Annotated in this window: 14 protein-coding genes; 5 read left to right on the top strand and 9 right to left on the bottom strand. The window is 67.6% G+C overall.

All coding sequences use genetic code 11. The features are described from left to right. Positions 1-82 precede the first annotated feature (82 nt). Positions 83-2,887, bottom strand: a complete 2,805-nt coding sequence (locus B2U11_RS05805; RefSeq protein WP_292070537.1) for a TonB-dependent receptor — start codon at positions 2,885-2,887, stop codon at positions 83-85. A gap of 284 nt (positions 2,888-3,171) precedes the next feature. On the opposite strand from B2U11_RS05805, the gene B2U11_RS05800 reads away from it, so the two are divergent. Both B2U11_RS05800 and B2U11_RS05795 read left to right on the top strand, forming a co-directional pair. Continuing rightward, positions 3,172-4,974, top strand: a complete 1,803-nt coding sequence (locus B2U11_RS05800) for an alpha-amylase family glycosyl hydrolase (RefSeq protein ID WP_292070535.1) — start codon at positions 3,172-3,174, stop codon at positions 4,972-4,974. Continuing rightward, positions 4,971-6,614: an alpha-amylase family glycosyl hydrolase gene (locus tag B2U11_RS05795; protein ID WP_288757915.1), complete on the top strand. Its 1,644-nt coding sequence runs from the start codon at positions 4,971-4,973 to the stop codon at positions 6,612-6,614. Before B2U11_RS05800 ends, B2U11_RS05795 begins: the two co-directional genes overlap by 4 nt. Before the next feature lie 5 nt (positions 6,615-6,619). On the opposite strand, the gene B2U11_RS05790 is transcribed toward B2U11_RS05795, so the two are convergent. After that, positions 6,620-7,633, bottom strand: coding sequence for a LacI family DNA-binding transcriptional regulator (locus B2U11_RS05790; protein WP_288757917.1), 1,014 nt, complete (start codon positions 7,631-7,633; stop codon positions 6,620-6,622). Between the two features lie 103 nt (positions 7,634-7,736). Here B2U11_RS05790 and B2U11_RS05785 point away from each other — a divergent pair, with 103 nt between their 5' ends. From B2U11_RS05785 to B2U11_RS05775, 3 genes are read left to right on the top strand one after another with little or no spacing between them, the layout of a single operon-like run. Beyond that, positions 7,737-9,800: a glycoside hydrolase family 97 protein gene (locus B2U11_RS05785; RefSeq protein WP_292070530.1), complete on the top strand. Its 2,064-nt coding sequence runs from the start codon at positions 7,737-7,739 to the stop codon at positions 9,798-9,800. Next, a complete protein-coding gene (locus B2U11_RS05780) occupies positions 9,797-11,347 on the top strand; it encodes an MFS transporter (RefSeq protein WP_292070528.1) in 1,551 nt (516 codons plus the stop codon). The genes B2U11_RS05785 and B2U11_RS05780 overlap by 4 nt, the downstream gene beginning before the upstream one ends. A 9-nt stretch (positions 11,348-11,356) precedes the next feature. Continuing rightward, positions 11,357-13,729, top strand: a complete 2,373-nt coding sequence (locus B2U11_RS05775) for a glucan 1,4-alpha-glucosidase (protein WP_292070526.1) — start codon at positions 11,357-11,359, stop codon at positions 13,727-13,729. A gap of 57 nt (positions 13,730-13,786) precedes the next feature. On the opposite strand, the gene B2U11_RS05770 is transcribed toward B2U11_RS05775, so the two are convergent. From B2U11_RS05770 to B2U11_RS05740, 7 genes are all read right to left on the bottom strand, one after another. Continuing rightward, positions 13,787-14,479, bottom strand: a complete 693-nt coding sequence (locus B2U11_RS05770; RefSeq protein WP_292070524.1) for a TorF family putative porin — start codon at positions 14,477-14,479, stop codon at positions 13,787-13,789. Positions 14,480-14,573: 94 nt separating this feature from the next. Continuing rightward, positions 14,574-15,866, bottom strand: coding sequence for an ammonium transporter (locus B2U11_RS05765; RefSeq protein WP_201217234.1), 1,293 nt, complete (start codon positions 15,864-15,866; stop codon positions 14,574-14,576). A gap of 268 nt (positions 15,867-16,134) precedes the next feature. Then, complete coding sequence (leuB, locus tag B2U11_RS05760) at positions 16,135-17,241, bottom strand: 3-isopropylmalate dehydrogenase (RefSeq protein WP_292070522.1); 1,107 nt, start codon at positions 17,239-17,241, stop codon at positions 16,135-16,137. Beyond that, positions 17,241-17,825 (bottom strand): 3-isopropylmalate dehydratase small subunit, encoded by a 585-nt coding sequence (gene leuD, locus B2U11_RS05755; RefSeq protein ID WP_292070520.1) that lies wholly within the window; start codon positions 17,823-17,825, stop codon positions 17,241-17,243. The genes leuB and leuD overlap by 1 nt, the downstream gene beginning before the upstream one ends. Further along, a complete protein-coding gene (leuC, locus tag B2U11_RS05750; RefSeq protein WP_292070551.1) occupies positions 17,818-19,230 on the bottom strand; it encodes a 3-isopropylmalate dehydratase large subunit in 1,413 nt (470 codons plus the stop codon). Before leuC ends, leuD begins: the two co-directional genes overlap by 8 nt. Continuing rightward, positions 19,217-20,176: a branched-chain amino acid transaminase gene (locus B2U11_RS05745; RefSeq protein ID WP_292070519.1), complete on the bottom strand. Its 960-nt coding sequence runs from the start codon at positions 20,174-20,176 to the stop codon at positions 19,217-19,219. Before B2U11_RS05745 ends, leuC begins: the two co-directional genes overlap by 14 nt. Then, on the bottom strand, positions 20,160-21,419 hold the full coding sequence (locus B2U11_RS05740) for a 2-isopropylmalate synthase (RefSeq protein WP_292070518.1): 1,260 nt from the start codon (positions 21,417-21,419) through the stop codon (positions 20,160-20,162). The genes B2U11_RS05745 and B2U11_RS05740 overlap by 17 nt, the downstream gene beginning before the upstream one ends. Positions 21,420-21,473 lie beyond the last annotated feature (54 nt).

The raw sequence follows: 21,473 nt of genomic DNA, 5'->3' as shown, positions 1-21,473 counted from the left end.
CAAACTTTTTAGATTGTCGGTCGAGCGCAAAAAAAAGGCCGCCCTGTCTCCAGGGCGGCCCAGTCTGCTCAGCAGGGGAGGATCAGAAGCGGTAGTTCACGCCCACCGCGAAGGTGCGACCATAGGACTGGTAGTCGATGGTCCGGCGCTCATCGCCGTTTTCAAACGTCTTGAACGGCTCGTCCGTCAGGTTGTTGACCTGGGCCAGGACCGACAGGCCTTCCAGCGGACCCGACCGGAACTCGTAGCCGATCTGGGCGTCGATGACGGTTTCCGCGGCGACCGACCGCAGGGTGCGGCCGTTGCCGAAGCCGGCCACTTCGCCCAGGTAGTCCGACCGATAGCGGGCCGAGATGCGCGACTGGAAGCCGAAGCGCTCATAGTACAGCGTGCCGTTGACGACCGTTTCCGACAGGCCGGGCATGGGCGTGGGCGGGTTGGCGGGATCCGGCTGGACCTCGCTTTCGGTCTGCGAGGCGCTGAAGAAGCCGCCGAAACCTTCCAGGGCGGGATGGAACATCTCGAAGGGCGCCGACAGCGAGAATTCGACGCCGCGGATCCAGCCGCCGTTGCCGTTTTCCGGGGTGGAGATGATGCCCTCGTTGATCACGGGCGTCACGTCGCCAGTCGGATAGCCGCTGAAGTCGAAGATGCGGTTGTAGGTGTAAACGTAGCTTTCCAGGTCGCGGTAGAAGCCCGCCAGGGAGACATAGCCGCGACGGTTGGCGAAATACTTCTCGAACGACAGGTCGGCCACATTGGCGATGTACGGCATCAGCTCGGGATTGCCGCCGCCGCCGCCCCAGGGCGAGTTCTGCTCGGGCGTGGCGTTCTCGTTGTTGTTGCCGGGGTTGAACGAGAAGTTCCGACCGGCGCGCATGTCGTCCATCCGCGGACGCGCCAAGGTGCGCGACAGCGAGAAGCGCGCGAACATGTCGTCGCCGACCTCCAGGATGAAGTTCGAGCTGGGCAGGATTTCCAGATAGTCCTTGCCGCCGGTGATCTCCTCGACCGCCGCGACGCCGACGCCGATCTGCTGGGCTTCGAACCCACGGCCCTGCTGGTCGGTGTACACGAACTGCATGCCGACGTTGCCGGTCAGCGGCAGGCCGAACAGGGTGTGGTCGATGTTGGCGCGGATGTAGGCGGTCGAGACCTTTTCGGTCACGTCCCAGTTGCCGGCCGCGACGTCGGCGTTCGGGTTGCGGATCAGGTTCAGCGCGCCGCTGTTGACGAGGGCCAGGGCGTCGTAGCTCAGCACTTCGGAAATGCCGAGATAGCCCAGGTCGGTCGGCTCCAGCAGGAACTCCGCCGGCACGGCCAGGTCGCCGCCGCCGGGGACGCCGAGGTAATACTGATCGTTGACGAACTCCTTGGTCCGCTCCGAATAGTTGAAGCCGAAGTCGATCGAGCTGAACGGGCTCTGGTGCAGTTCGCGCCGCGCGGTCAGGCGAACCGCCTTGATCTCGTCCGTGATGGACGGGGTGTTCATGTAACCGGCCTGGCCTTCCGGGATCACGTCGCCCCCCCAGCCCTGCGGGCTGGTCAGCAGGATCAGCGAGGGATCGGCGTAGTTCAGCTGGCTGGTGAACCGCGTGACGCCGTCGTCAGTCAGTTCGAAGCCCAGGGTGTCCAGGGCGCCGTTGATGTCGCGGCCGGTGCCGGCGTTGGTTTCCAGGATCAGGTCTTCGCGCTCGACCTTGGAGTAGTTGACGTCCAGAGCCAGGGTCCAGTCATCGTTGGCGACGAACTCGGTGTTCCAGCCGATGGCCGTGATGTTGCTGTCGCGCTTGTTCAGGTCGTTGCGGACCACGCCCTTGATGTTGTCCCAGGTGCCGGCGACGATCAGGCCGTCCTCGACGGTGTAGCCGGGACGCAGCGACGGACCGGGACGGCAGACGTCCGGCGTCGCGACATTGCCGACAGAGTCGCAGTCACCCTTTGCGCCGCCCCACGCTAGCGGGAACTCGATGCCGCGCAGGACCTGGGTGTTCTTGAACTCGGAATAGAAGGCGTCGATCGTCGAGTGGAAGCGGTCGTTCGGGCGCCATTCCAGCACGCCCATGTAACCGTCGCGCTCCAGTTCAGACGACATGACGTAGGGCTTCACGCCGCCCGTGATCAGGTTGCCGTCGCTGTAGGTCGGATAGCCCCAGCTGTTGAAGCGTTCGGACTGGTAGGGCGAGCTCATGTGGGCGTAGCCCAGCGCCACGCCGATGGTGTCGTCGGCGAACTGGTCGATGTAGGAAATCGTGTAGCGGTCGCCGCTGTCCGTCGTGCCCGAGTTCAGGGCGCCGATGTCGTTCCACTCGTGCCGATAGTTCACCGCCATCGCCTGACGGCCATAGGCCAGCGGACGAACGGTGCGCAGATCGACGGTGCCGGCCAGGCCCTGGCCGACCAGCGCGGCGTCCGGCGTCTTGTAGACGACGACGCTGCCCAGCAGTTCCGACGGGAACTGGTCGAACTCGACGCCACGGTTGTCGCCGGTGGTGACCAGTTCGCGGCCGTTCAGAAGAGCGGTGGTGAAATCGGGTCCCAGGCCCCGGATCGAGATCAGCTGGCTGCGCCCGTCCAGGCGCTGCGAGGTCACGCCCGGCAGACGGGCCAGGGATTCGGCGATGGAGACGTCCGGCAGTTTGCCGATATCCTCGGCCGAGACGACCTCGACGATCGAGGTGTTGTTGGCCTTTGCCGAGATCGACGCCTCGATGGCGCGGCGGATGCCGGTGACGACGATTTCGCCGACTTCGGTCGGCTGGGCTTCATCGGCCGGGGCCGGGGCCGTCTGGGCCTGCGCCTGGGCGCCGGCGGCGGTCATGAGGGCCGCGACGCCGAAAGCGGCGCCCGACAGCAGGCGCGCACGCCGGTTGAGACGTTGAGACATGGATCATCCTCCCTGAAGGCTGGTCGCGATTCTGAATGTCGCAACCGGAAGCCGGACGCAAAAATATGCAAATCTGGATCGGTCTTGCAAGTCGGTAATGCTTCCGCCCGAAATTCGCCACGAAACAGCAGAGCTTTTGTCTTCCGTTTTACCGGTCTTTGCGACACGTTGTCGCCCGCATGGTGCGGCGCAGCATGATTTGCCCGCGTTGACAGGGACGGACAGGACTGCAAAATCTTGCAAATCGACTTGGAAGGCTTTGCACCGGCCGAGCGGGAGGAACCATGCGTCTGAATGGATTGAAGACGGGCCTGTGCGCCCTGGCCGCCCTGGCGGCTGTCGGCGCGGCGCCCGCCGCCCTGGCCCACGGCGCCCCGGACGCTGTCTCGGCCCTGCGCCAGCGTCCGCCGCAGGACGAGGTGATCTATTTCCTGCTGCCCGACCGTTTCGCCAACGGCGATCCGTCCAACGACCACGGCGGCTATGCGCCCGAGCGGCTGGTCAGCGGCTTCGATCCGGCCGACACCGACTTCTACCACGGCGGCGACCTGGCGGGCGTGACCCGGCGGTTGGACTACATCCAGGGCCTGGGCGCCACCGCCGTCTGGCTGGCCCCCGTCTTCAAGAACAAGCCGGTCCAGACCCACGGAAACTACACCGGCGCGGCGCACCACGGATACTGGATCACCGACTTCACCGCGGTCGACCCGCACTTCGGCGATGAGGCCGCCATGCGCGCCTTGGTCGAAGCGGCCCATGCGCGTGGCATGAAGGTCTACCTGGACATCGTCGCCAACCACACGGCCGACGTCATCCAGTATCGCGAATGCCCCGAGGGCCGCTGCGCCTATCGCAGCCGCGCCGACTATCCCTACACACGCCGGGGCGGCGTTGACGGGGCGCCGATCAACGAGGGTTTCGACGGCCGCGACTTCTCGCGCCTGACGCGTCCAGACTACGCCTACACCCCCTACGTCCCGGCCGGTGAGGCGAACGCCAAGGTCCCCGCCTGGCTGAACGATCCGATCCACTATCATAACCGGGGCGAGAGCACCTTCGCCGGCGAAAGCGGGCTGGACGGCGACTTCGCCGGCCTCGACGACCTGCTGACGGAGGATCCCGTGGTCGTTCAGGGCATGATCGACATCTTCGGCGGCTGGATCGACAAGTACGGGATCGACGGCTTCCGCATCGACACCGCCCGTCACGTGAACCCCGAGTTCTGGCAGGCCTTCATCCCCGCCATGCTGGAGCGGGCCGAAGCCAAGGGCATTCCGAACTTCCACATCTTCGGCGAGGTCTATGATCCCGATCCGGCCGTGACCGCGCGCTTCACCCGCGTCGACGGCTACCCCGCCGTGCTGGACTTCCCTTTCCAGAAGCAGGCGACCGACTTCGCCGCGGGGAAGACGGGCGGCGACGCCTTGGCCAAGCTGTTCGACGCCGACGCCCTCTATGCGGACGGCGCCGACACCGCCGCCATCCTGCCGACCTTCCTCGGCAACCACGACATGGGCCGCATCGGCTTCTTCGTGAAACAGGCCAATCCGGACGCCGACGACGCCGAACTGCTGGCGCGGATCAAGCTGGCCCATGCGTTGATGATGTTCAGCCGGGGCGTGCCGACCCTCTATTACGGTGACGAGCAGGGCTTCGCCGGCGCGGGCGGTTACGGCAACTCGCGTCAGGACATGTGGAACAGCCAGACGCCGGTCTATCGGGACACGACGCCCATCGGCGGTCGCCAGCCCGCCTATTCCACCGACGCGCCCCTGTACCAGGCCATCGCCGAGATGGCCGGCCTCCGCGCCGCCGAGCCCGCCCTGCGGCGCGGCCGGCAGATGGTGCGGGGCTATGGCGACGCGCCCGGTCTGTTCGCCATGTCCCGGATGGGCGACGACGGGTCCGAAATCCTGATCGTGTTCAACAGCTCGAGCGCGCCGATCAGCGCTCAGGTCGAGGTGGAGCCGGCCTCCCTGCGGTGGCAGGCTCTGCGCGGCGACTGCGCCGCCGAGTCGTCGGCTCCCGCCAGCGTCGCCGTCAGCGTCCCTCCCCTCGATTACCTCGTGTGCAAGAGCGTTCCGTGACCGCCCAACCTCTCGACCTTTCCTCGGCCGACGCATCGCCGGCGCCCCATCGCGAGTGGTGGCGCGGCGCGGTCCTGTATCAGATCTATCCGCGCAGCTTCGCCGACTCGAACGACGACGGCGTCGGCGACCTTAGGGGCATCACCCAACACCTGGATCACGTCGCGTCCTTGGGCGTGGACGGCGTCTGGCTGTCTCCCTTCTTCAGGTCGCCGATGAAGGACTTCGGCTACGACGTCTCGGACTATTGCGACGTCGATCCGATCTTCGGGACGCTGGCCGACTTCGACGCCCTGGTCGCCCGGGCCCATGCGCTGGGCCTGAAGGTCGTCATCGACCAGGTCTTCTCCCACACCTCGGACGAACATCCGTGGTTCGTCGACAGCCGCGCGGGTCGCAGCGGCCCGCACGCCGACTGGTATGTCTGGGCCGACGCCAAGCCGGACGGCTCGCCGCCGTCGAACTGGCAGTCCGTGTTTGGCGGCCCGGCCTGGACGTGGGATGCGCGGCGCGGCCAGTACTACATGCACAACTTCCTGGCCTCGCAGCCGCAGCTGAACGTGCGTAATCCCGAGGTTCAGGACGCCCTGATCGCCGCCGCCCGTTTCTGGCTGGATCGCGGCGTGGACGGCTTCCGCCTGGACGCCATCAACTTCGCCATCCACGACCCGAAGCTGACCGACAACCCGCCGATCAACGACGGCAAGAAGCGCACCCGCCCCTTCGACTTCCAGGACAAGATCCACAACCAGAGCCAGCCCGAGATCATCGGCTTCCTGAACCGTATCCGGGGTCTGACCGACAGCTACGACGCCCGCTTCACCGTGGCGGAGGTCGGCGGCGATCACGCCGACCGCGAGATGAAGGAATACACCGCCGGGTCCGACCGGCTGCATTCCGCCTACGGCTTCCTCTACCTCTACGCCGACTCGCTGCGCAGCGAACTGATCGGCGTGGGCGACGCCATGTGGCCCGACAGGCAGGGCGAGGGCTGGCCGTCCTGGACCTTCTCGAACCACGACGCGCCGCGCGCGGTGTCACGTTGGGCGCAAGGGCGCGACGAAAAGGCCTTCGCCGAGATGGCCCTGCTGCTGCTGATGTGCCTGCGCGGCAACGTCTTCGTCTATCAGGGCGAGGAGTTGGGCCTGCCCCAGGCCGAGGTGCCGTTCGACCGACTGGTCGATCCCGAGGCCATCGCCAACTGGCCCCAGACCCTGGGCCGCGACGGCGCCCGCACGCCGATCCCGTGGACAGCGTCCGCGCCCCACGCCGGCTTCTCCGCCGTCGAGCCCTGGCTGCCGGTCGATCCCCGCCACCTTGCTCTGGCGGTGGACGCTCAGGAGGCCGATCCAAAGGCGACCCTGCACGTGGCGCGCCGCCTGATCGCCCTGCGCCACGCCCATCCGGCCCTCCGCTATGGCGGTCTGGAACGGGTCCAGGCGACCGACCTGCTGGTGTTCGAACGGTTCGAGCGGGCGGACGGGGGCGAGCGGCTGCTGTGCGTCTTCAACCTGGGCCATGACGCCATCGACTGGACCCCGCCCGCCGGCGCGCGCCGGATCGAGGCGGTCAACTGGTCCGAGGCCGAGGGGTCAAGGCTGCCGCCTCTGGCCGGCCTGCTCTTCTTGGTCGCTGGATGAGGGTCTCAGCCGCCGCAGGTTTCGCGCACGATCAGTTCGGTCGGAACGCGCTCGGACCGGCCGGCGGTGGCGCCCCCGTGATCCAGCAGCTTGGAGACCATCAGGCGGCCGGCCTTCATCGTGTCTTGGGCGATGGTCGACAGGGCCGGACGCGAGTAGCGGCTGAACGGCACGTTGTCGAAGCCGATGACCGACACCTGTCCGGGCACGTCGACGCCCGCGTGCAACAGGGCGCGCACGGCGCCCAGCGCGATCTGGTCGGAGGCGGCGACCACGCCGTCGAAGTCCAGCCCGCGCCGGATCAAGGCGTCCACGGCCGCCTCGGCCGATTCGACCTCGAAGTGGGCGGGCGCGATCAGGTCGGCGTCGATCTCCACGCCCGCCTGGCCCAGGGCGTCCAGATAGCCGCGATGCCGCTGCATGGCCTCCGGCGGGTCGAGGTCGCCCAGGAAGAGGATGCGCTTTCGCCCCAGTCGCGCCAGATGCAGCGTCGCGCGTCGGCCGCCCGAGATGTTGTCCGAGCCGATGGAGCAGTAGTCCTGTTCCGGCAGTTCGGCGCCCCAGACGACGAAGCGATGGTCGGCGTCCACCAGCCGGTTGAAGGCCGAATGCAGGCTGGACTGGCCCAGGAAGATCACCCCGTCCGCCCGGCTGGTGTTCAGCGCGGCGGACAGCTCGTCATAGTTGGCGGGCGAGATGTGGCTCATCAGCAGGTCGCAGCCGCGTTCGCGCGCCGCCTCGCCCACCCCGGCCAGAAGCTCCAGGAAGAAGGGGTCGGAGATGCGCCCCTCCCGCCCCTGGGGTCGCGGCGTGACCAGGGCGATCGTGCCCTGCGCGCCGATCGGTCCGGCGGGCATATGGCGGCGGAAGGGGTAGTCGTGCTCCTTCGCCAGCTTCCAGATCGTCTGCTTGGTGCGGTCGTTGACGGCGGGGCTGTCGTTCAGCGCGCGCGAGGCTGTAGCGATGGACACGCCGGCCAGCCGGGCGATGTCTTCCAGTCGGGTGGTCTTGCGGCTCAAGGTCGCGGGTCCTCGTCACAGCGTTTCGGCGCTGCAAATTTTTCTGCAAATATTTCAGCCACCGTTCGCATCGGTTGGCAAGAGGCGGCGTAACGGAGATTCCATGATGAAGCGCAGATCCTTCCTGGCCCTCGGCGGCGTCTCGATCCTGGCCTTCGGCGCGACCGGCGTCCGGGCCCAGACCACGCCGGCCCACGCCCGCGCCAGCTCGCCCGGCGGGATGCTGACGGTCGAGGCCTTCACCGACAACGACGGCCGGCCGATGTATTCGGTGCTGCGCCAGGGCCGGCCGGTCGTCGCGCCGTCCAAGCTGGGCTTCCTCCTGACCGACGCCCCGGCCATCGAGCGCGGCCTGGCCATCACCGCCGGCCAGCCGGTGACGGTGGACGAAACCTGGGAGCAGCCCTGGGGCGAGCGCCGGGTCATTCGCAATCATTACAACGAATGGCGCGTGACCTACGCCGAGACCGCCGGGCTGCAGCGCCGCGTCGACGTGGTCTTCCGCCTCTATGACGACGGTTTGGGTTTCCGCTACGAATTCCCGGACCAGCCGGCGCTGAAGACCGTTCGCATCGGCTCGGAGATCACCGAGTTCAACCTGGCCGAAAACGGCGAGGCCCTGTGGTGCCCGGCCTGGGAATGGAACCGCGAGGAATACCTCTACAACCGCACGCCGATCGACGCGGTCGGCAGCGCCCAGACGCCGATGACCGTCAAGGGCCGGTCCGGCCTTCACGTCTCGATCCACGAGGCGGCCTGCATCGACTACGCCGGCATGAACCTGCGCCGGTCGGAGGGGACCAGCTTCCGCGCCCAGCTGACGCCCGGCCTGACCAACGCGGCCGTGGTCCGCCAGGCGCCGTTCAACACGCCGTGGCGCACGCTGCAGATCGCCGACACGGGCGCGGGCCTGATCGATTCCAGCCTGATCCTGAACCTGAACGAGCCCAACAAGCTGGGCGACGTCAGCTGGTTCAGGCCGATGAAATACGTCGGCGTCTGGTGGGAAATGCACCTGGAGCTGAAGAGCTGGAACTCCGGCCCCAAGCACGGCGCCACAACCGAGAACGCCATCAAGCACATCGACTTCGCGGCCAAGCACGGCTTCGGCGGCGTGCTGGTCGAGGGGTGGAACAAGGGCTGGGACGGCCAGTGGTTCGCCAACGGCTCTGACTTCAGCTTCACCGAAGCCTATCCCGACTTCGACATCGAGGCGGTCTGCACCCACGCCCGCGCCAAGGGCGTGCAGCTGATCGGCCACCACGAGACCGGCGGCAACGCCTTCCACTACGAGCAGCAGTTGGAGCCCGCGATGGCGCTGTACGAGCGGCTCGGCGTCCATTCAGTGAAGACCGGCTATGTCGCCGACGCTCAAGGCGCCCGCGTCGCAGGGCCGGACGGCCAGATGGTCATGGCCTGGCACGAGAGCCAGGCGATGGCTCAGCACCACATGAAGGTCGTGGAGGCCGGCGCCCGTCACAAGGTGGCGATCAACGCCCACGAGCCGTTCAAGGACACGGGCCTGCGCCGGACCTATCCGAACATCATCAGCCGCGAAGGCCAGCGCGGCATGGAATATTCGGCCTGGGGCAATCCGTCGAACCCGCCCGAACACGTGCCGAACCTGGTCTTCACCCGACTTCTGGCGGGGCCGATGGACTATACGCCGGGCATCTTCGGCATGGAGACGCGCAGCCCGCAGGGCGTGCAGACGACCTGGGCCAAGCAATTGGCCTATTACGTCGTCATCTATTCGCCGATCCAGATGGCCGCCGACCTTCTGGTCAACTACGAGGCCAATCCCGGCCCGTTCCAGTTCATCAAGGACGTTCCGGTCGACTGGGAAGAGAGCCGCACCCTGGCCGCCGAACTGGGCGACTATGTCGTGATCGCCCGCAAGGAACGCGGCTCGGACATCTGGGCCCTGGGCGCCATCACCGACGAGAACCCGCGCGTCCTGACCGCTGACCTGGACTTCCTGGACGCCGGGCGCCGCTACCGCGCCGAAATCTATCGTGACGGCCCGGACGCCGACTACAAGGGCAAGCGCGAGGACATCGTCATCGAACAGCGCGAAGTCACCGCGGCCGACGTGCTGACGCTGGCGCTTGCCCCCGGCGGCGGTCAGGCGATCCGCTTCGTGCCGATCGGACGCGCCCGCAGATGAGCAGCGCGACGCCCGAACTGATCCACGCTCACCGCCCGCGCCTGTCCGGCCTGGCGATCTGGAACATGTGCGTCGGCTTCTTCGGCATCCAGATCGGCTTCGGCCTTCAGAACGCCAACACCAGCCGCATCTTCCAGACCCTGGGCGCCGAGGTCGACACCTTGGCCATCCTGTGGATCGCCGCGCCGCTGACGGGCCTGCTGGTCCAGCCGATCATCGGCCATTTCAGCGACCGCACCTGGACGCGGTTCGGCCGTCGCCGCCCCTATTTCCTGGTCGGGGCGATCCTGACCACACTGGCGCTGATCGCCATGCCGAACAGCCCCAGCCTGTGGTTCGCCGCGGCCATGCTGTGGATCATGGACGCCTCGATCAACATCACGATGGAGCCGTTCCGCGCCTTCGTCGGCGACAACCTGCCGGAGGAACAGCGCACCGCCGGCTATGCGATGCAGAGCTTCTTCATCGGCGCGGGGGCGGTGTTCGCCTCGGTCCTGCCGTGGCTGCTCTCCAACGTCTTCCACGTCGCCTCCACCGCCGAGGCGGGTGTCGTGCCTCTGTCGGTCAAGATCGCCTTCTACGTCGGCGCCGCGGGCCTGTTCGGCGCGGTCCTGTGGACGGTGCTCAGCACCCGCGAATACAGCCCCGAACAGATCGCCGCCTTCGAGCGCGCCCGCCTGGGCGCCGCCGCTGCCGTGGACGACATCCCCGAACCGCCCGCCAAGTCGGTGCGCGGCTGGCTGGGGGCGGGGCTGGGCTGCGCCGTGGCCGGCCTGCTCGGCTTTGTCCTGATCGCGGGCTTCGGCCTGGAGAAGGAGCTTCTTATCCTGGCGGGGTTCATCGCCGGCTTCGGCTTGCTGATGATCGCGGTCGGGATGATGCAGCGGCGCGGCATGACCAACGCCGCCACCGAGATCCTCAACGACATATTCCGCATGCCCGAGACGATGCGCGGCCTTGCGGTCGTCCAGTTCTTCAGCTGGTTCGCCCTGTTCGCCATGTGGATCTACACCACCGCGGCCGTCACCAGCGTCCATTACGCAACCACGGACACGACCTCCACGGCCTATGCCCAAGGCGCCGACTGGGTCGGGGTGCTGATGGGGGTCTACAACGGCGTCGCGGCCCTGGCCGCCTTCGCCCTGCCCGTTCTGGCCAAGCGGATCGGTCGCAAGGCGACCCACGCGGTCATGCTGCTTCTGGGCGCCGTCGGCCTGTTCGGCGTCTTCGCCATCCGCGATCCGGGCCTGCTGTGGTTGCCGATGATCGGCGTAGGGTTCGCCTGGGCCTCGATCGTCTCCATGCCGTACGCCATCCTGTCGGCGGCGGTGCCGGGCCGCAAGATGGGCGTCTATATGGGCGTCTTCAACATCTTCATCGTCGTGCCCCAACTGCTGGCCGCGACCGTGCTGGGTCTGATCCTGAGAAGCCTGTTCGACGGCCAGGCGATCTGGGCCCTGGTGCTGGGCGCCGCCTCTTTCGTCCTCGCCGCGATCAGCGCGCTGCGCGTGCGCGAACACTTCCCTTCCCCCACGCAAACCTCGTGAGGTTCCCCCATGCGTAAGTTCAAGACCCTGAGCCTGGCGACCGCCGCCGGCCTCGTCCTCGCCTCCGCCGCGAGCGCCCAAAGCGGCGTCGCCCCCGGAGCGCCGGGCGATGCGCCCGTCTGGTCCAGCGCCGCCAAGACCGGCGCCGGCTCGTCCTACGAAGCCTACGTCGACGGCCAGTACCTCGACGGCGGCCCGACCGGCCCGGTGTCCAAGGTCTGGTATTCCATCGCCGACGGTATCCTGACCGAGACCATGTACGGCCTGATCCACGAGGCCCAGATCAAGGCGCTGCGCTTCGCCCTGGTCACGCCGGAAGGCATTTCGCTGGAGGGCGACGACACCACCGCCCGCACCGAATACATCGACACCGACGACCAGGGCCGCCCCCTGGCGCCGGCCTACAAGGTGACCACCCGAGACACGTCCGGCCGCTACGAGATCGTCAAGCGCATCTACAGCGACCCGGATCGCAACGCCCTGGTCCTGCGCGTTGAGATCAAGGCGCTCAGCGGCGAGGTCACGCCCTACCTGCTGCTGGAGCCGCACATCGCCAACACCGGCGTCGACGACCGCGGCCAGGTGACGACCGACGCCTTCCACGCCTGGGAAGGCGACACCCATCTGGTGCTGAAGCCCTCCGACGCCTTCGAGGCGGCCAGCGTCGGCTTCGTCGGCGCGTCCGACGGCCTGACCGACCTGAAGGACGGCAAGCTGGACTGGACCTACGCCTCCACCGGGGACGCCGCCGGCAATACGATGATGACCGGCGCCCTGCCGACCCTGCGCATGGGCCAGAGCCTGACGCGCGACTTCGTCATCGGCTTCGGCGACACCGCCGAGGCCGCCCAGGCGGCGGCGGACGGATCGTTCCAGACCGGGCTGGACGAGGTGCTGGCTCGTTTCGTCGGCGAGGGCGACCGCGTGGGCTGGCGCGACTACATGGCGTCGCTGAGCGAACTGCCGCGCATCGCCGAGCAGGCGACCGACGGCGGCAAGCTGGCCTACGCCTCGGCCCTGATGCTGAAGGTGCAGGAAGACCGCACCCACGCCGGCGCCCTGATCGCCAGCCTGTCGAACCCGTGGGGCGACACGGTCGACGCCTCCAAGTCCTCGACCGGCTACAAGGCCGTCTGGCCGCGCGACTTCTACCAGGTGGCGATGGCCCTGGCGGCGCTGGGCGACAAGCAGACGCCGCTGACCGCCTTCAACTACCTGCCCCAGGTGCAGGTCGGTGCGAATACGCCGGGCAACACCGGCGTCGGCGGCTGGTTCCTGCAGAAGACCCACGTCGATGGCGAGCTCGAATGGGTCGCGGTTCAGCTGGACCAGACCGCCATGCCGATCATGCTGGGTTATCGCCTGTGGAAGCTGGGGTGGCTGTCCGACGCCGAAATGGCCGAGCATTTCCACACGATGCTGAAGCCGGCGGCCGACTTCCTGGTCGACGGCGGCAAGGTCGGTCTGCTGTGGAACGACGCCGAGATCACGCCGCCCTTCACCCAGCAGGAACGCTGGGAAGAGCAGCAGGGCTATTCCCCGTCGACCACGGCCGCCGTGGTCGCGGGTCTTACGGTCGCGGCCGAGATGGCGCGGGCCGCGGGCGACGCCGCCGACGCGAACCGATACCAAGCCGCCGCCGACGACTACGCCGGCAAGGTCGAAGCGCGGATGTTCACCACCAACGGCGACTTCGGCGACGGACGCTACTTCATCCGCATCACCCAGAACGAGAACCCGAACGACAAGGCCTCCATCGGCGCCGCCAATGGCCAGATCGCCCCGCCCGAGGACCGCGTGGTCGACGGCGGCTTCCTGGAACTGGTCCGCTATGGCGTCAGGAAGGCGGACGATCCGCACATCGTCGCCACCCTGCCCATCTATGACGATCAGGGCCTCGAAGACCTGTACCGCGTCCGCTACGACTTCGGTCCCGAAGACGACAAGACGCCGGGCTGGCGTCGTTACGGCGTCGACGGCTACGGCGAGGACTGGCGGACCGGGGCCAACTACGGCGTCGGCGGCGAGATGAGCCCCGGCCAGCGCGGCCGCGTCTGGCCCTTCTTCACCGGCGAGCGCGGTCACTATGAGCTGGCGCGCGCCAGCGTGAACGGAACCCCGTCGCCGGCCGACATCGACGCCATCCGTCAGACCTATGTCCGGGGCATGGAGCGGTTCGCCAACGACGGGCTGATGCTGGCCGAACAGGTGTGGGACGGCGTCGGCGACCCGACCGCCAAGAACTACGCCCTGGGCCAGAACACCGACTCGGCCACGCCCCTAGCCTGGACCCACGCGGAGTATCTGAAGCTGCTGCGGTCCCTGGCCGACGGCCAGGTCTGGGATCGCTACGCCCCGGTCGAGGATCGCTACGCCCGCTGACGACAAAGGCCCCGGAGATCGCTCTCCGGGGCCTTTTCCGATCCGACGGGATCGGTCTTAGAAGACGACCTTCAGCCCGCCGACGATGCGGTCCTCATAGGCCGCGGCGCCGTCCACATCGGTATCGTGGTAGCGGACGTCGATGGCCAGATTGTCCGTCAGGGCGTAGGTGGCCCCGATGTTCCAGGTCACATAGTCGTCGGACACGTCCAGCGTCTGCTGGCCCACGGCGCCGGAGACGGTCAGCTTGTCCATCGGCGCGAAGCTGCCGTTGACCTCGTAATAGGTCGCGGTCTCGTCCACGCCGAAGAAGTCCGGCGAATAATAGACCGCCGCGCCGACGCTGGCGGGGCCGACGGCGCGCGACGCCGCCAGCTTGAACTCCGTATAGTTGTAGTCGGCGAAGTTGGGCTCGTTGACGTAGGCGTAGAAGATGACGCCGCCGTCCAGGGCGAAGCCGCCGGCCTCGCCGCGGAAGCCGCCGTAGAAGTCGACCTCGGCGTCGGTGTCGTCGAAGAAATCGACGTTGGAGCCCCACACCCCGGCGTAGAAGCTGCCGGCGGTAATGTCGATGCCGCCCTGGATGGCCGGCTCCTCGTCGGTCTGGCTGACGCCGCGGAAGACATAGTCGCTGACCACGCCGACGTTGAAGGCCACATCCACGTCCGTCTGGGCCCAGGCCGGCGCCGCCAGGGAAACCAGGCCGGCCGCGATCGCAGCGGCGGCCATGCGGAACTTAGCTACGCTCATTACAGAATCCCCTTGTTTATGATTGTTGTCGAGAGAGCCCGCACGAGGCGGGATCCGGGACGCGGGGAGAGCCGCATCCCGGGGATAGAAGGCGTCAGACGCTTTCCAGGGCCTCGCCGTGCAGCGAGGTGTCCAGGCCGGCGGTCTCTTCCGCCTCGCTGACCCGCAGGCCGGTGGTGAACTTGCAGATGAACAGGATCACCAGGGTGCCGATGGCGCTGTAGATGATGGTGCCGATCAGGCCATAGGCCTGGGCGCCGATGTTGGCGCCTTCCGACAGGCTGTTGATCGCGGTGGAGGCGAACACGCCGGTCAGCAGGGCGCCGATCAGGCCGCCCGCGCCGTGAATGCCGAAGGCGTCCAGCGAGTCGTCGTAGCGCAGCAGCTTCTTGATCCACACCGACGAGGCGTAGCAGACCGGTCCGGCGATCAGGCCGATGATGACCGCGCCCTTCGGATCGACGAAACCGGCGGCCGGGGTGATGGCGACCAGGCCGGCCACCACGCCGGACAACATGCCGATCAGCGAGACCTTCTTCTTCTCGATGTATTCGACGATCTTCCAGGTCAGGGCGGCGGCGGCGGCGGCCAGGATGGTGTTCAGCAGCGCCACGCCCATCAGATCGTTGGCGGCGCCGGCCGAGCCCGCATTGAAGCCGATCCAGCCGACCAGCAGCAGCGAGGCGCCGATCATGGTCAGGACCGGGTTGTGCGCCACGATCGGCTCGACTCCGTATCCCTTGCGACGGCCCAGGAAGATCGCGCAGACGAGGCCTGCCACGCCCGAGTTGACGTGAACGACCGCGCCCCCGGCGAAGTCCAGCACGCCGGCCGAGCCCAGGAAGCCGCCGCCCCACACCCAGTGGCAGATCGGCGCATAGACCAGCAGCGACCACAGGGCGGTGAACAGCAGCAGCGCCGAATACTTCATCCGTTCGGCGAAGGCCCCGGTGACCAGCGCCGGCGTGATGATGGCGAAGGTCATCTGGAAGGAGATGAACAGGAATTCGGGGATGCCCGGCAGCAGGCCGTTGGCCGTCTGCAGCGACACATTGTTCAGGAACAGCATGTCCAGGCTGCCGATGAAGGGCTGCAGCCCCTCCGACGGATTGGCGCCGAACGCCAGGCTGTAGCCGGCGATGAACCATACCAGGGACACCACGGCGAAGACGCCGACGGACTGGGTGATCGTCGCGATCACGTTCTTGCGCCGCACCATGCCGCCGTAGAACAGCGCCAGGCCCGGCAGGGTCATCAGCAGCACCAGCGCCGTGGACGTGCCCAGCCAGGCCGTGCCCGCGCCATCCAGTTCAAGCGCGGCCTGATGGCCCAGCAAGGCCGGCGCGGCGTCCTGAGCGGCGGCCGCTCCCGCGCCAAGGAGACACATTGCTGGAAGAAGGAGCCCCGCGGCCCCGAGGAGTCGATTTCCGACCTGCGACATAAGCTAGTACCCCCTATGCAATCTCGCAGATGCGAACTTTTACCGCATTTGCGAAACGCGCAAGAGGCTTGACCGTGAACGGTGCAACTTTCTTGCAACGCTCACGTATCAAAAGTTTAGTCTCGCAAGATCATTGCGAACGGAGGCGCTTCAGCCAAGGATTCGTTCCCAGTGAACGCCGTTCTGCGCCAAGTTATTCAGCGCTTGAATAACGTCAGGCCCAGTGCATCTGCACCCGGTGCGCCGCCGCCCAGTGGATGGCGCGAATGGCGTCGATGACGGCCTCGGTCGCCGCGCGGGTTCCCAACTCGCCGCCCAGGTCGGCGGTCACGGCGCCGGCCGCCAGCACGGCGGCGACGGCGGCCTCGATGGAATCCGCCTCGTCCTCCAGCTTCAGGCTGTGACGCAGCAGCAGGGCCGCCGACAGGATGGTGCCCACCGGATTGGCCAGGTCCTGACCGGCGATGTCCGGCGCGGAGCCGTGGATCGGCTCGAACAGGCCCGGCCCCTGGGTCCCCAGCGAAGCCGAGGGCAGCAGGCCGATTGAACCGCCCAGCACCGAGATCTCGTCCGACAGGATGTCGCCGAACATGTTCTCGGTCAGGATGACGTCGTAGTCGCGCGGCTTGCGGATCAGGTGCATGGCCATGGAATCGACCAGGGCGTGCTCCAGCTCGATCTCGGGGAACTCCTCCGCATGGATCCGGGTGACGACCTCGCGCCACAGGCGGCTGGTCTCCATGACGTTGGCCTTGTCGACCGAGGTGACCTTGCCGCGCCGCTGGCGGGCGGTCTGGAAGGCGGCGCGGGTAACGCGCTCGATCTCGACCACCGTATATTCGCACAGGTCGGTCGCGCCCTTGTCGTCACGGGTCTTCTTGCCGAAATAGACGCCGCCTGTCAGTTCGCGAAAGACGATCAGATCGACGCCCTCGACGATCTCCTTCTTCAGCGGCGACCGATGCGCCAGAACCGGCGAGACCTGCAGCGGCCGCAGGTTGGCGAACAGGCCCATCGCCTTGCGGATCGCCAGCAGCCCCTGCTCAGGCCTCGCCTTGCCGCCGTCCCACTTGGGTCCGCCCACCGCGCCCAGCAGCACGGCGTCGGCCGCGACGCAGGCCGCCCGCGTCGCCTCGGGCAGCGGATCGCCCGTCTCGTCGATGGCCGCCCCGCCGATCAGATGCTCGGTGAAGCTGAAGGTGTGGCCGTAGAAGTCGCCGATGACCGACAGCACGTCGCGCGCGGCGCGGGTAACCTCCGGCCCGACCCCGTCGCCGGGCAGCAGAACGATGTTGTAGGTCTTGGGGGAGGCGTGGGTCATCAGGCGGTCTCTCTCGATCGCTCGTAGGCTTCGATCTCGGGCAGGTTTGATTGCAGCCAGCCCAGGGTGTCCACCCCGTCCAGCAGGCACTGGCGGGCGAAGGATTCGACCCCGAACGGCACGGGATGCGCATTGCCGCGCCGGATCTCGTTCGCCTGAAGGTCGATCGTCACGGGCTGGTCCGGCTGTGCGGCCAGATCGTCCCACACCGCCTGGCTGACCACGATCGGCAGCAGGCCGTTTTTCAGCGCGTTCGATGTAAAAATGTCAGCGATCTCGGTCGAGATCACCGCCCGAAAGCCATAGTCCAGCAGCGCCCAGGGGGCGTGCTCGCGCGACGAGCCGCAGGCGAAGTTGCGGCCCGCCAGCAGGATGCGATGCTCGGCCGGGTCGATGCGATTCAGGATGGCCTCGGGCTTCTCCGACCCGTCCGCCTCGTAGCGCCAGTCGTAGAAGGCGGCCTTGCCCAGCCCCTCGCGCGTCGTCGTCGTCAGGAATCGCGCCGGAATGATCTGGTCGGTGTCGATATTGGCCTGGCTGAGCGTCACCGTTTTGGAAGTCAGGACCTGGAAGGGTTCAGACACTTTCGACCTCGTTCAGATAGACGCGCGGATCGGTCAGCACGCCGGCCACCGCCGTCGCCGCCGCCGTCGCAGGACTGGCCAGGATGGTGCGGGCGTCCTTGCCCTGACGGCCTTCGAAATTGCGGTTCGACGTGGATACAGCCAGTTGGCCCGGCGCGACGAAATCACCGTTCATGGCGATGCACATGGAACAGCCGGGAATGCGCCATTCGGCCCCCGCGGCGATGAAGACCTGATCCAGGCCTTCGGCCTCGGCGTCGCGACGCACGGCCTCGGACCCCGGGACCACCAGCATCCGCAGACCCGGCTTGACCTTGCGTCCGCGCAGAACCTCGGCGGCGGCGCGCAGATCGGGCAGACGGCCGTTGGTGCAGGAGCCGATGAAGACCACGTCCACCGGCTGGCTGGTCGTCGCCTCGCCGGCGGTGAACCCCATGTAGGCGATGGCCTTGCGGTCGGAATCGGATTGCGGCTGCGGCACGGGCGAACCGATCGGCGCGCCGGCGTCGGGCGTCGTGCCCCAGGTCGCCATCGGCCGGATGGTCGCGCCGTCCAGCACGACCTCCTTGTCGAAGACCGCGCCCGGGTCAGTCGCCAGCTTCAGCCATTCGGCCGCCGCCGCCTCATAGTCGGCGGGGACGTGCTTGCGCCCGCGCAGCCAGTCGATGGTGGTCCGGTCCGGGGCGATCATGCCCGCGCGCGCGCCCGCCTCGATGGACATGTTGCACAGGGTCATGCGCCCTTCCATGTCCAGGGACCGCACCGCCTCGCCGGCGTATTCGATGACGTATCCGGTGCCGCCGCCGAAGCCGATGGCGGCGATGACCGCCAGGGCCAAATCCTTGCCCGACACGCCCGGCTGCAAGCGGCCGTTCACGGTCACCCGCATGGCCTTGGCCTTGCGCTGCAGCAGGCACTGGGTCGCCAGCACATGGCCGACTTCCGAGGTGCCGATGCCGAAGGCCAGGGCGCCGAAGGCGCCGTGGGTCGCCGTATGGCTGTCGCCACAGACCACCGTCATGCCCGGCTGGGTCAATCCCAGTTCCGGCCCCATGACGTGCACCACCCCCCGGTCTTCCGAGCCCCAGCCCGCCAGCGGCACGCCGTGGGCGACGCAGTTCCGCTCCAGCGTATGCACCTGGGCCTCGGCCTGGGCGGTGACATAGGGCTTGGTCCCGTCCGGCCCGGCCGACAGGGTCGGGGTCGAATGGTCCAGGGTGGCGTAGGTGCGGTCGGGTCGGCGGACCTTCAGTCCGCGCGCCTCGATCTCGCTGAAGGCCTGAGGGCTGGTGACCTCGTGCACCAGATGCAGGTCGACATACAGCACGCCCGGCGTATCGGCCGTCTCCTGGCGCACGACGTGAGCGTCCCAGACCTTGTCGAACAGGGTCTTAGGCATACTCAGGGGCCCGTTTCTCCACCGCTGCTCCGATCGGTTCCAGCCAGCCAAACGCATCCGGGGTCTCGCCGGTAAACAGACCGCGGAAGGCCGCGTTGATCGCCTTGGTCACCGGCCCCGGCCCGGCCGCGCGTGTGGTGATGCCGTCCACCGAGCGGACGGGGGTGATTTCGGCGGCGGTGCCGGTCATGAAGATTTCGTCGGCCAGATACAGGGCCTCGCGCGGCATGGCCTGTTCGACCACCTCATGGCCTTGGGCCTTGGCCAGCTTGATGACGCTGTCGCGGGTGATGCCCATCAGGATGGAGTTGGCGGCCGGCGGGGTCATGACCTTGCCGTCCTTGACCACGAACAGGTTCTCGCCCGCCCCTTCTGACAAACGGCCGTCTACGCCCAGGGCGATGCCCTCGCCGAAGCCGCCGACGCGGGCTTCGCGCCCGATCAGATAGGACGACAGATAGTTGCCGCCCGCCTTGGCCGCCGACGGGGTGGTGTTCGGCGCCGTACGATTCCAGCTGGACACGCAGGCGTCCACGCCCTTCTCCAGCGCCTCCTCGCCCAGATATGCGCCCCAGGGGAAGGCGGCGATGGCGATATCGACATTCATGTTGGCGGCGGCGGGGGTCACGCCCATGCCGCACTGGCCCAGGAAGGCGATGGGCCGGATATAGGCCGAGCGCAGCCCTTCGGACCGCACCACGGCGTTGCAGGCCTCGACCAGCTCGTCCTCGGTGTAGGGCAGCTGGATATGATAGATGCGCGCGCTGTCGAACAGGCGGCGCACGTGCTCGCGCAGGCGGAAGCCGCACGGGCCGTTCGGCGTGTCATAGACCCGGATGCCCTCGAACACCGAGGTGCCATAGTGGAGCGCGTGGCTCATGACGTGGATCTTGGCGTCGGCCCACGGCGTCAGTTCGCCGTTGATCCAGATATTCTCAGCCAGCGGCTGCATAGACTTCTTCCTGTTCCACCGACACGCCGTCGACCCGGTCGATGATGGCGATCAGTTCCGCATCGTTGATCTCGCCGATCTGGTCGGCGCGTTGCTTGAAGCCGGCCACCACCGCGGCCAGACGCTCGCCCTCGATGGGGCGGCCGATGGTCTCGGCGCGCTTGGCGATGGCGTGACGGCCCGAGTGCTTGCCCAGCACGAACCAGCTGCCCTCGAAACCCACGTCCTGCGGACGCATGATCTCATAGGTGCGGCTGTCGGCCAGCATGCCGTGCTGGTGGATCCCGGCCTCGTGGGCGAAGGCATTGACGCCCACCACCGACTTGTTGCGGGCGATCACCGTCTCGGTGATCTCGCACAGGATCTTGGAGGCGCGCACCAGATGGCGGCTGTCGGCGGCGGTGGTGACGCCATAGCGGTCCTCGCGCACCTTCAGCGCCATGATGACCTCTTCGATCGAACAGTTGCCGGCGCGCTCGCCGATGCCGTTGATCGCGCCCTCGATCTGACGCGCCCCGCCCTCGACCGCCCCCAGCGAGTTGGCGACCGCCATGCCCAGATCATCGTGGCAGTGGGCCGAGAAGATCACGTGCGGATGACGCTTCTTGATCCGCTCGGCCAGGAAGGCGAACCGCGCCCGCACCTCCTCCGGCGTCGCATAGCCGACGGTGTCGGGCACGTTCAGCGTGCGTGCGCCCGCGTCGGCGGCGGCCTCCAGCACATCGGCCAGGAACTCCGGCTCGGTGCGGAAGGCGTCCTCGGCCGAGAACTCCACATCGTCGAACAGGCTGGCGGCGTACTCCACCGACCGCACGGCCGTGGACAGCACCTCGTTGGTCGACATCTTCAGCTTGGCCGACCGATGGATCGGGCTGGTGCCGATGAAGGTATGGCAGCGCCGATGCGACTTGGGCGCCGGGGACAGGGCGCGGAAAGTGGCGTCGATGTCCTTCTCGTTGGCGCGCGACAAGGAACAGAAGATCGGTCCCTCGACCTCGCCCGCCACGCGTCGGATGGCCTCCTCGTCGCCCGGAGAGGCGGCGGCGAAACCGGCCTCGATAACATCGACGCCCAGGTCCCTCAGGACCTGGGCCATCTTCACCTTGGCGGTGGCGGTCATGGAGAAGCCGGGGGCCTGTTCTCCGTCCCGCATCGTCGTGTCGAAGATGATGACGCGGTTCGGATCGGCCGCGATCTCCGCGGTGCGGCTTACGCCAGGTACTCGAATGTTTTCGGGGCTCATCACGCGGCCTCGGACTGGATGATGTCGTTGGAGATGCGGCGGACGCCGAACAGC

It is taken from the genome of Brevundimonas sp. UBA7534 (assembly GCF_002479325.1).
In the GTDB taxonomy this organism is placed as follows: Bacteria; Pseudomonadota; Alphaproteobacteria; order Caulobacterales; family Caulobacteraceae; genus Brevundimonas.
The sequence above is the reverse complement of the archived record's forward strand: the minus strand, read 5'-3'. Positions and strand labels throughout refer to the sequence as shown.

Coding starts and splice junctions, on each gene's coding strand:
- B2U11_RS05805 (WP_292070537.1), bottom strand. CDS start 2,887: ATGTCTCAACGTCTCAACCGGCGTGCGCGCCTGCTGTCGGGCGCCGCT.
- B2U11_RS05800 (WP_292070535.1), top strand. CDS start 3,172: ATGCGTCTGAATGGATTGAAGACGGGCCTGTGCGCCCTGGCCGCCCTG.
- B2U11_RS05785 (WP_292070530.1), top strand. CDS start 7,737: ATGATGAAGCGCAGATCCTTCCTGGCCCTCGGCGGCGTCTCGATCCTG.
- B2U11_RS05780 (WP_292070528.1), top strand. CDS start 9,797: ATGAGCAGCGCGACGCCCGAACTGATCCACGCTCACCGCCCGCGCCTG.
- B2U11_RS05775 (WP_292070526.1), top strand. CDS start 11,357: ATGCGTAAGTTCAAGACCCTGAGCCTGGCGACCGCCGCCGGCCTCGTC.
- B2U11_RS05770 (WP_292070524.1), bottom strand. CDS start 14,479: ATGAGCGTAGCTAAGTTCCGCATGGCCGCCGCTGCGATCGCGGCCGGC.
- B2U11_RS05765 (WP_201217234.1), bottom strand. CDS start 15,866: ATGTGTCTCCTTGGCGCGGGAGCGGCCGCCGCTCAGGACGCCGCGCCG.
- leuB (WP_292070522.1), bottom strand. CDS start 17,241: ATGACCCACGCCTCCCCCAAGACCTACAACATCGTTCTGCTGCCCGGC.
- B2U11_RS05745 (WP_292070519.1), bottom strand. CDS start 20,176: ATGCAGCCGCTGGCTGAGAATATCTGGATCAACGGCGAACTGACGCCG.
- B2U11_RS05740 (WP_292070518.1), bottom strand. CDS start 21,419: ATGAGCCCCGAAAACATTCGAGTACCTGGCGTAAGCCGCACCGCGGAG.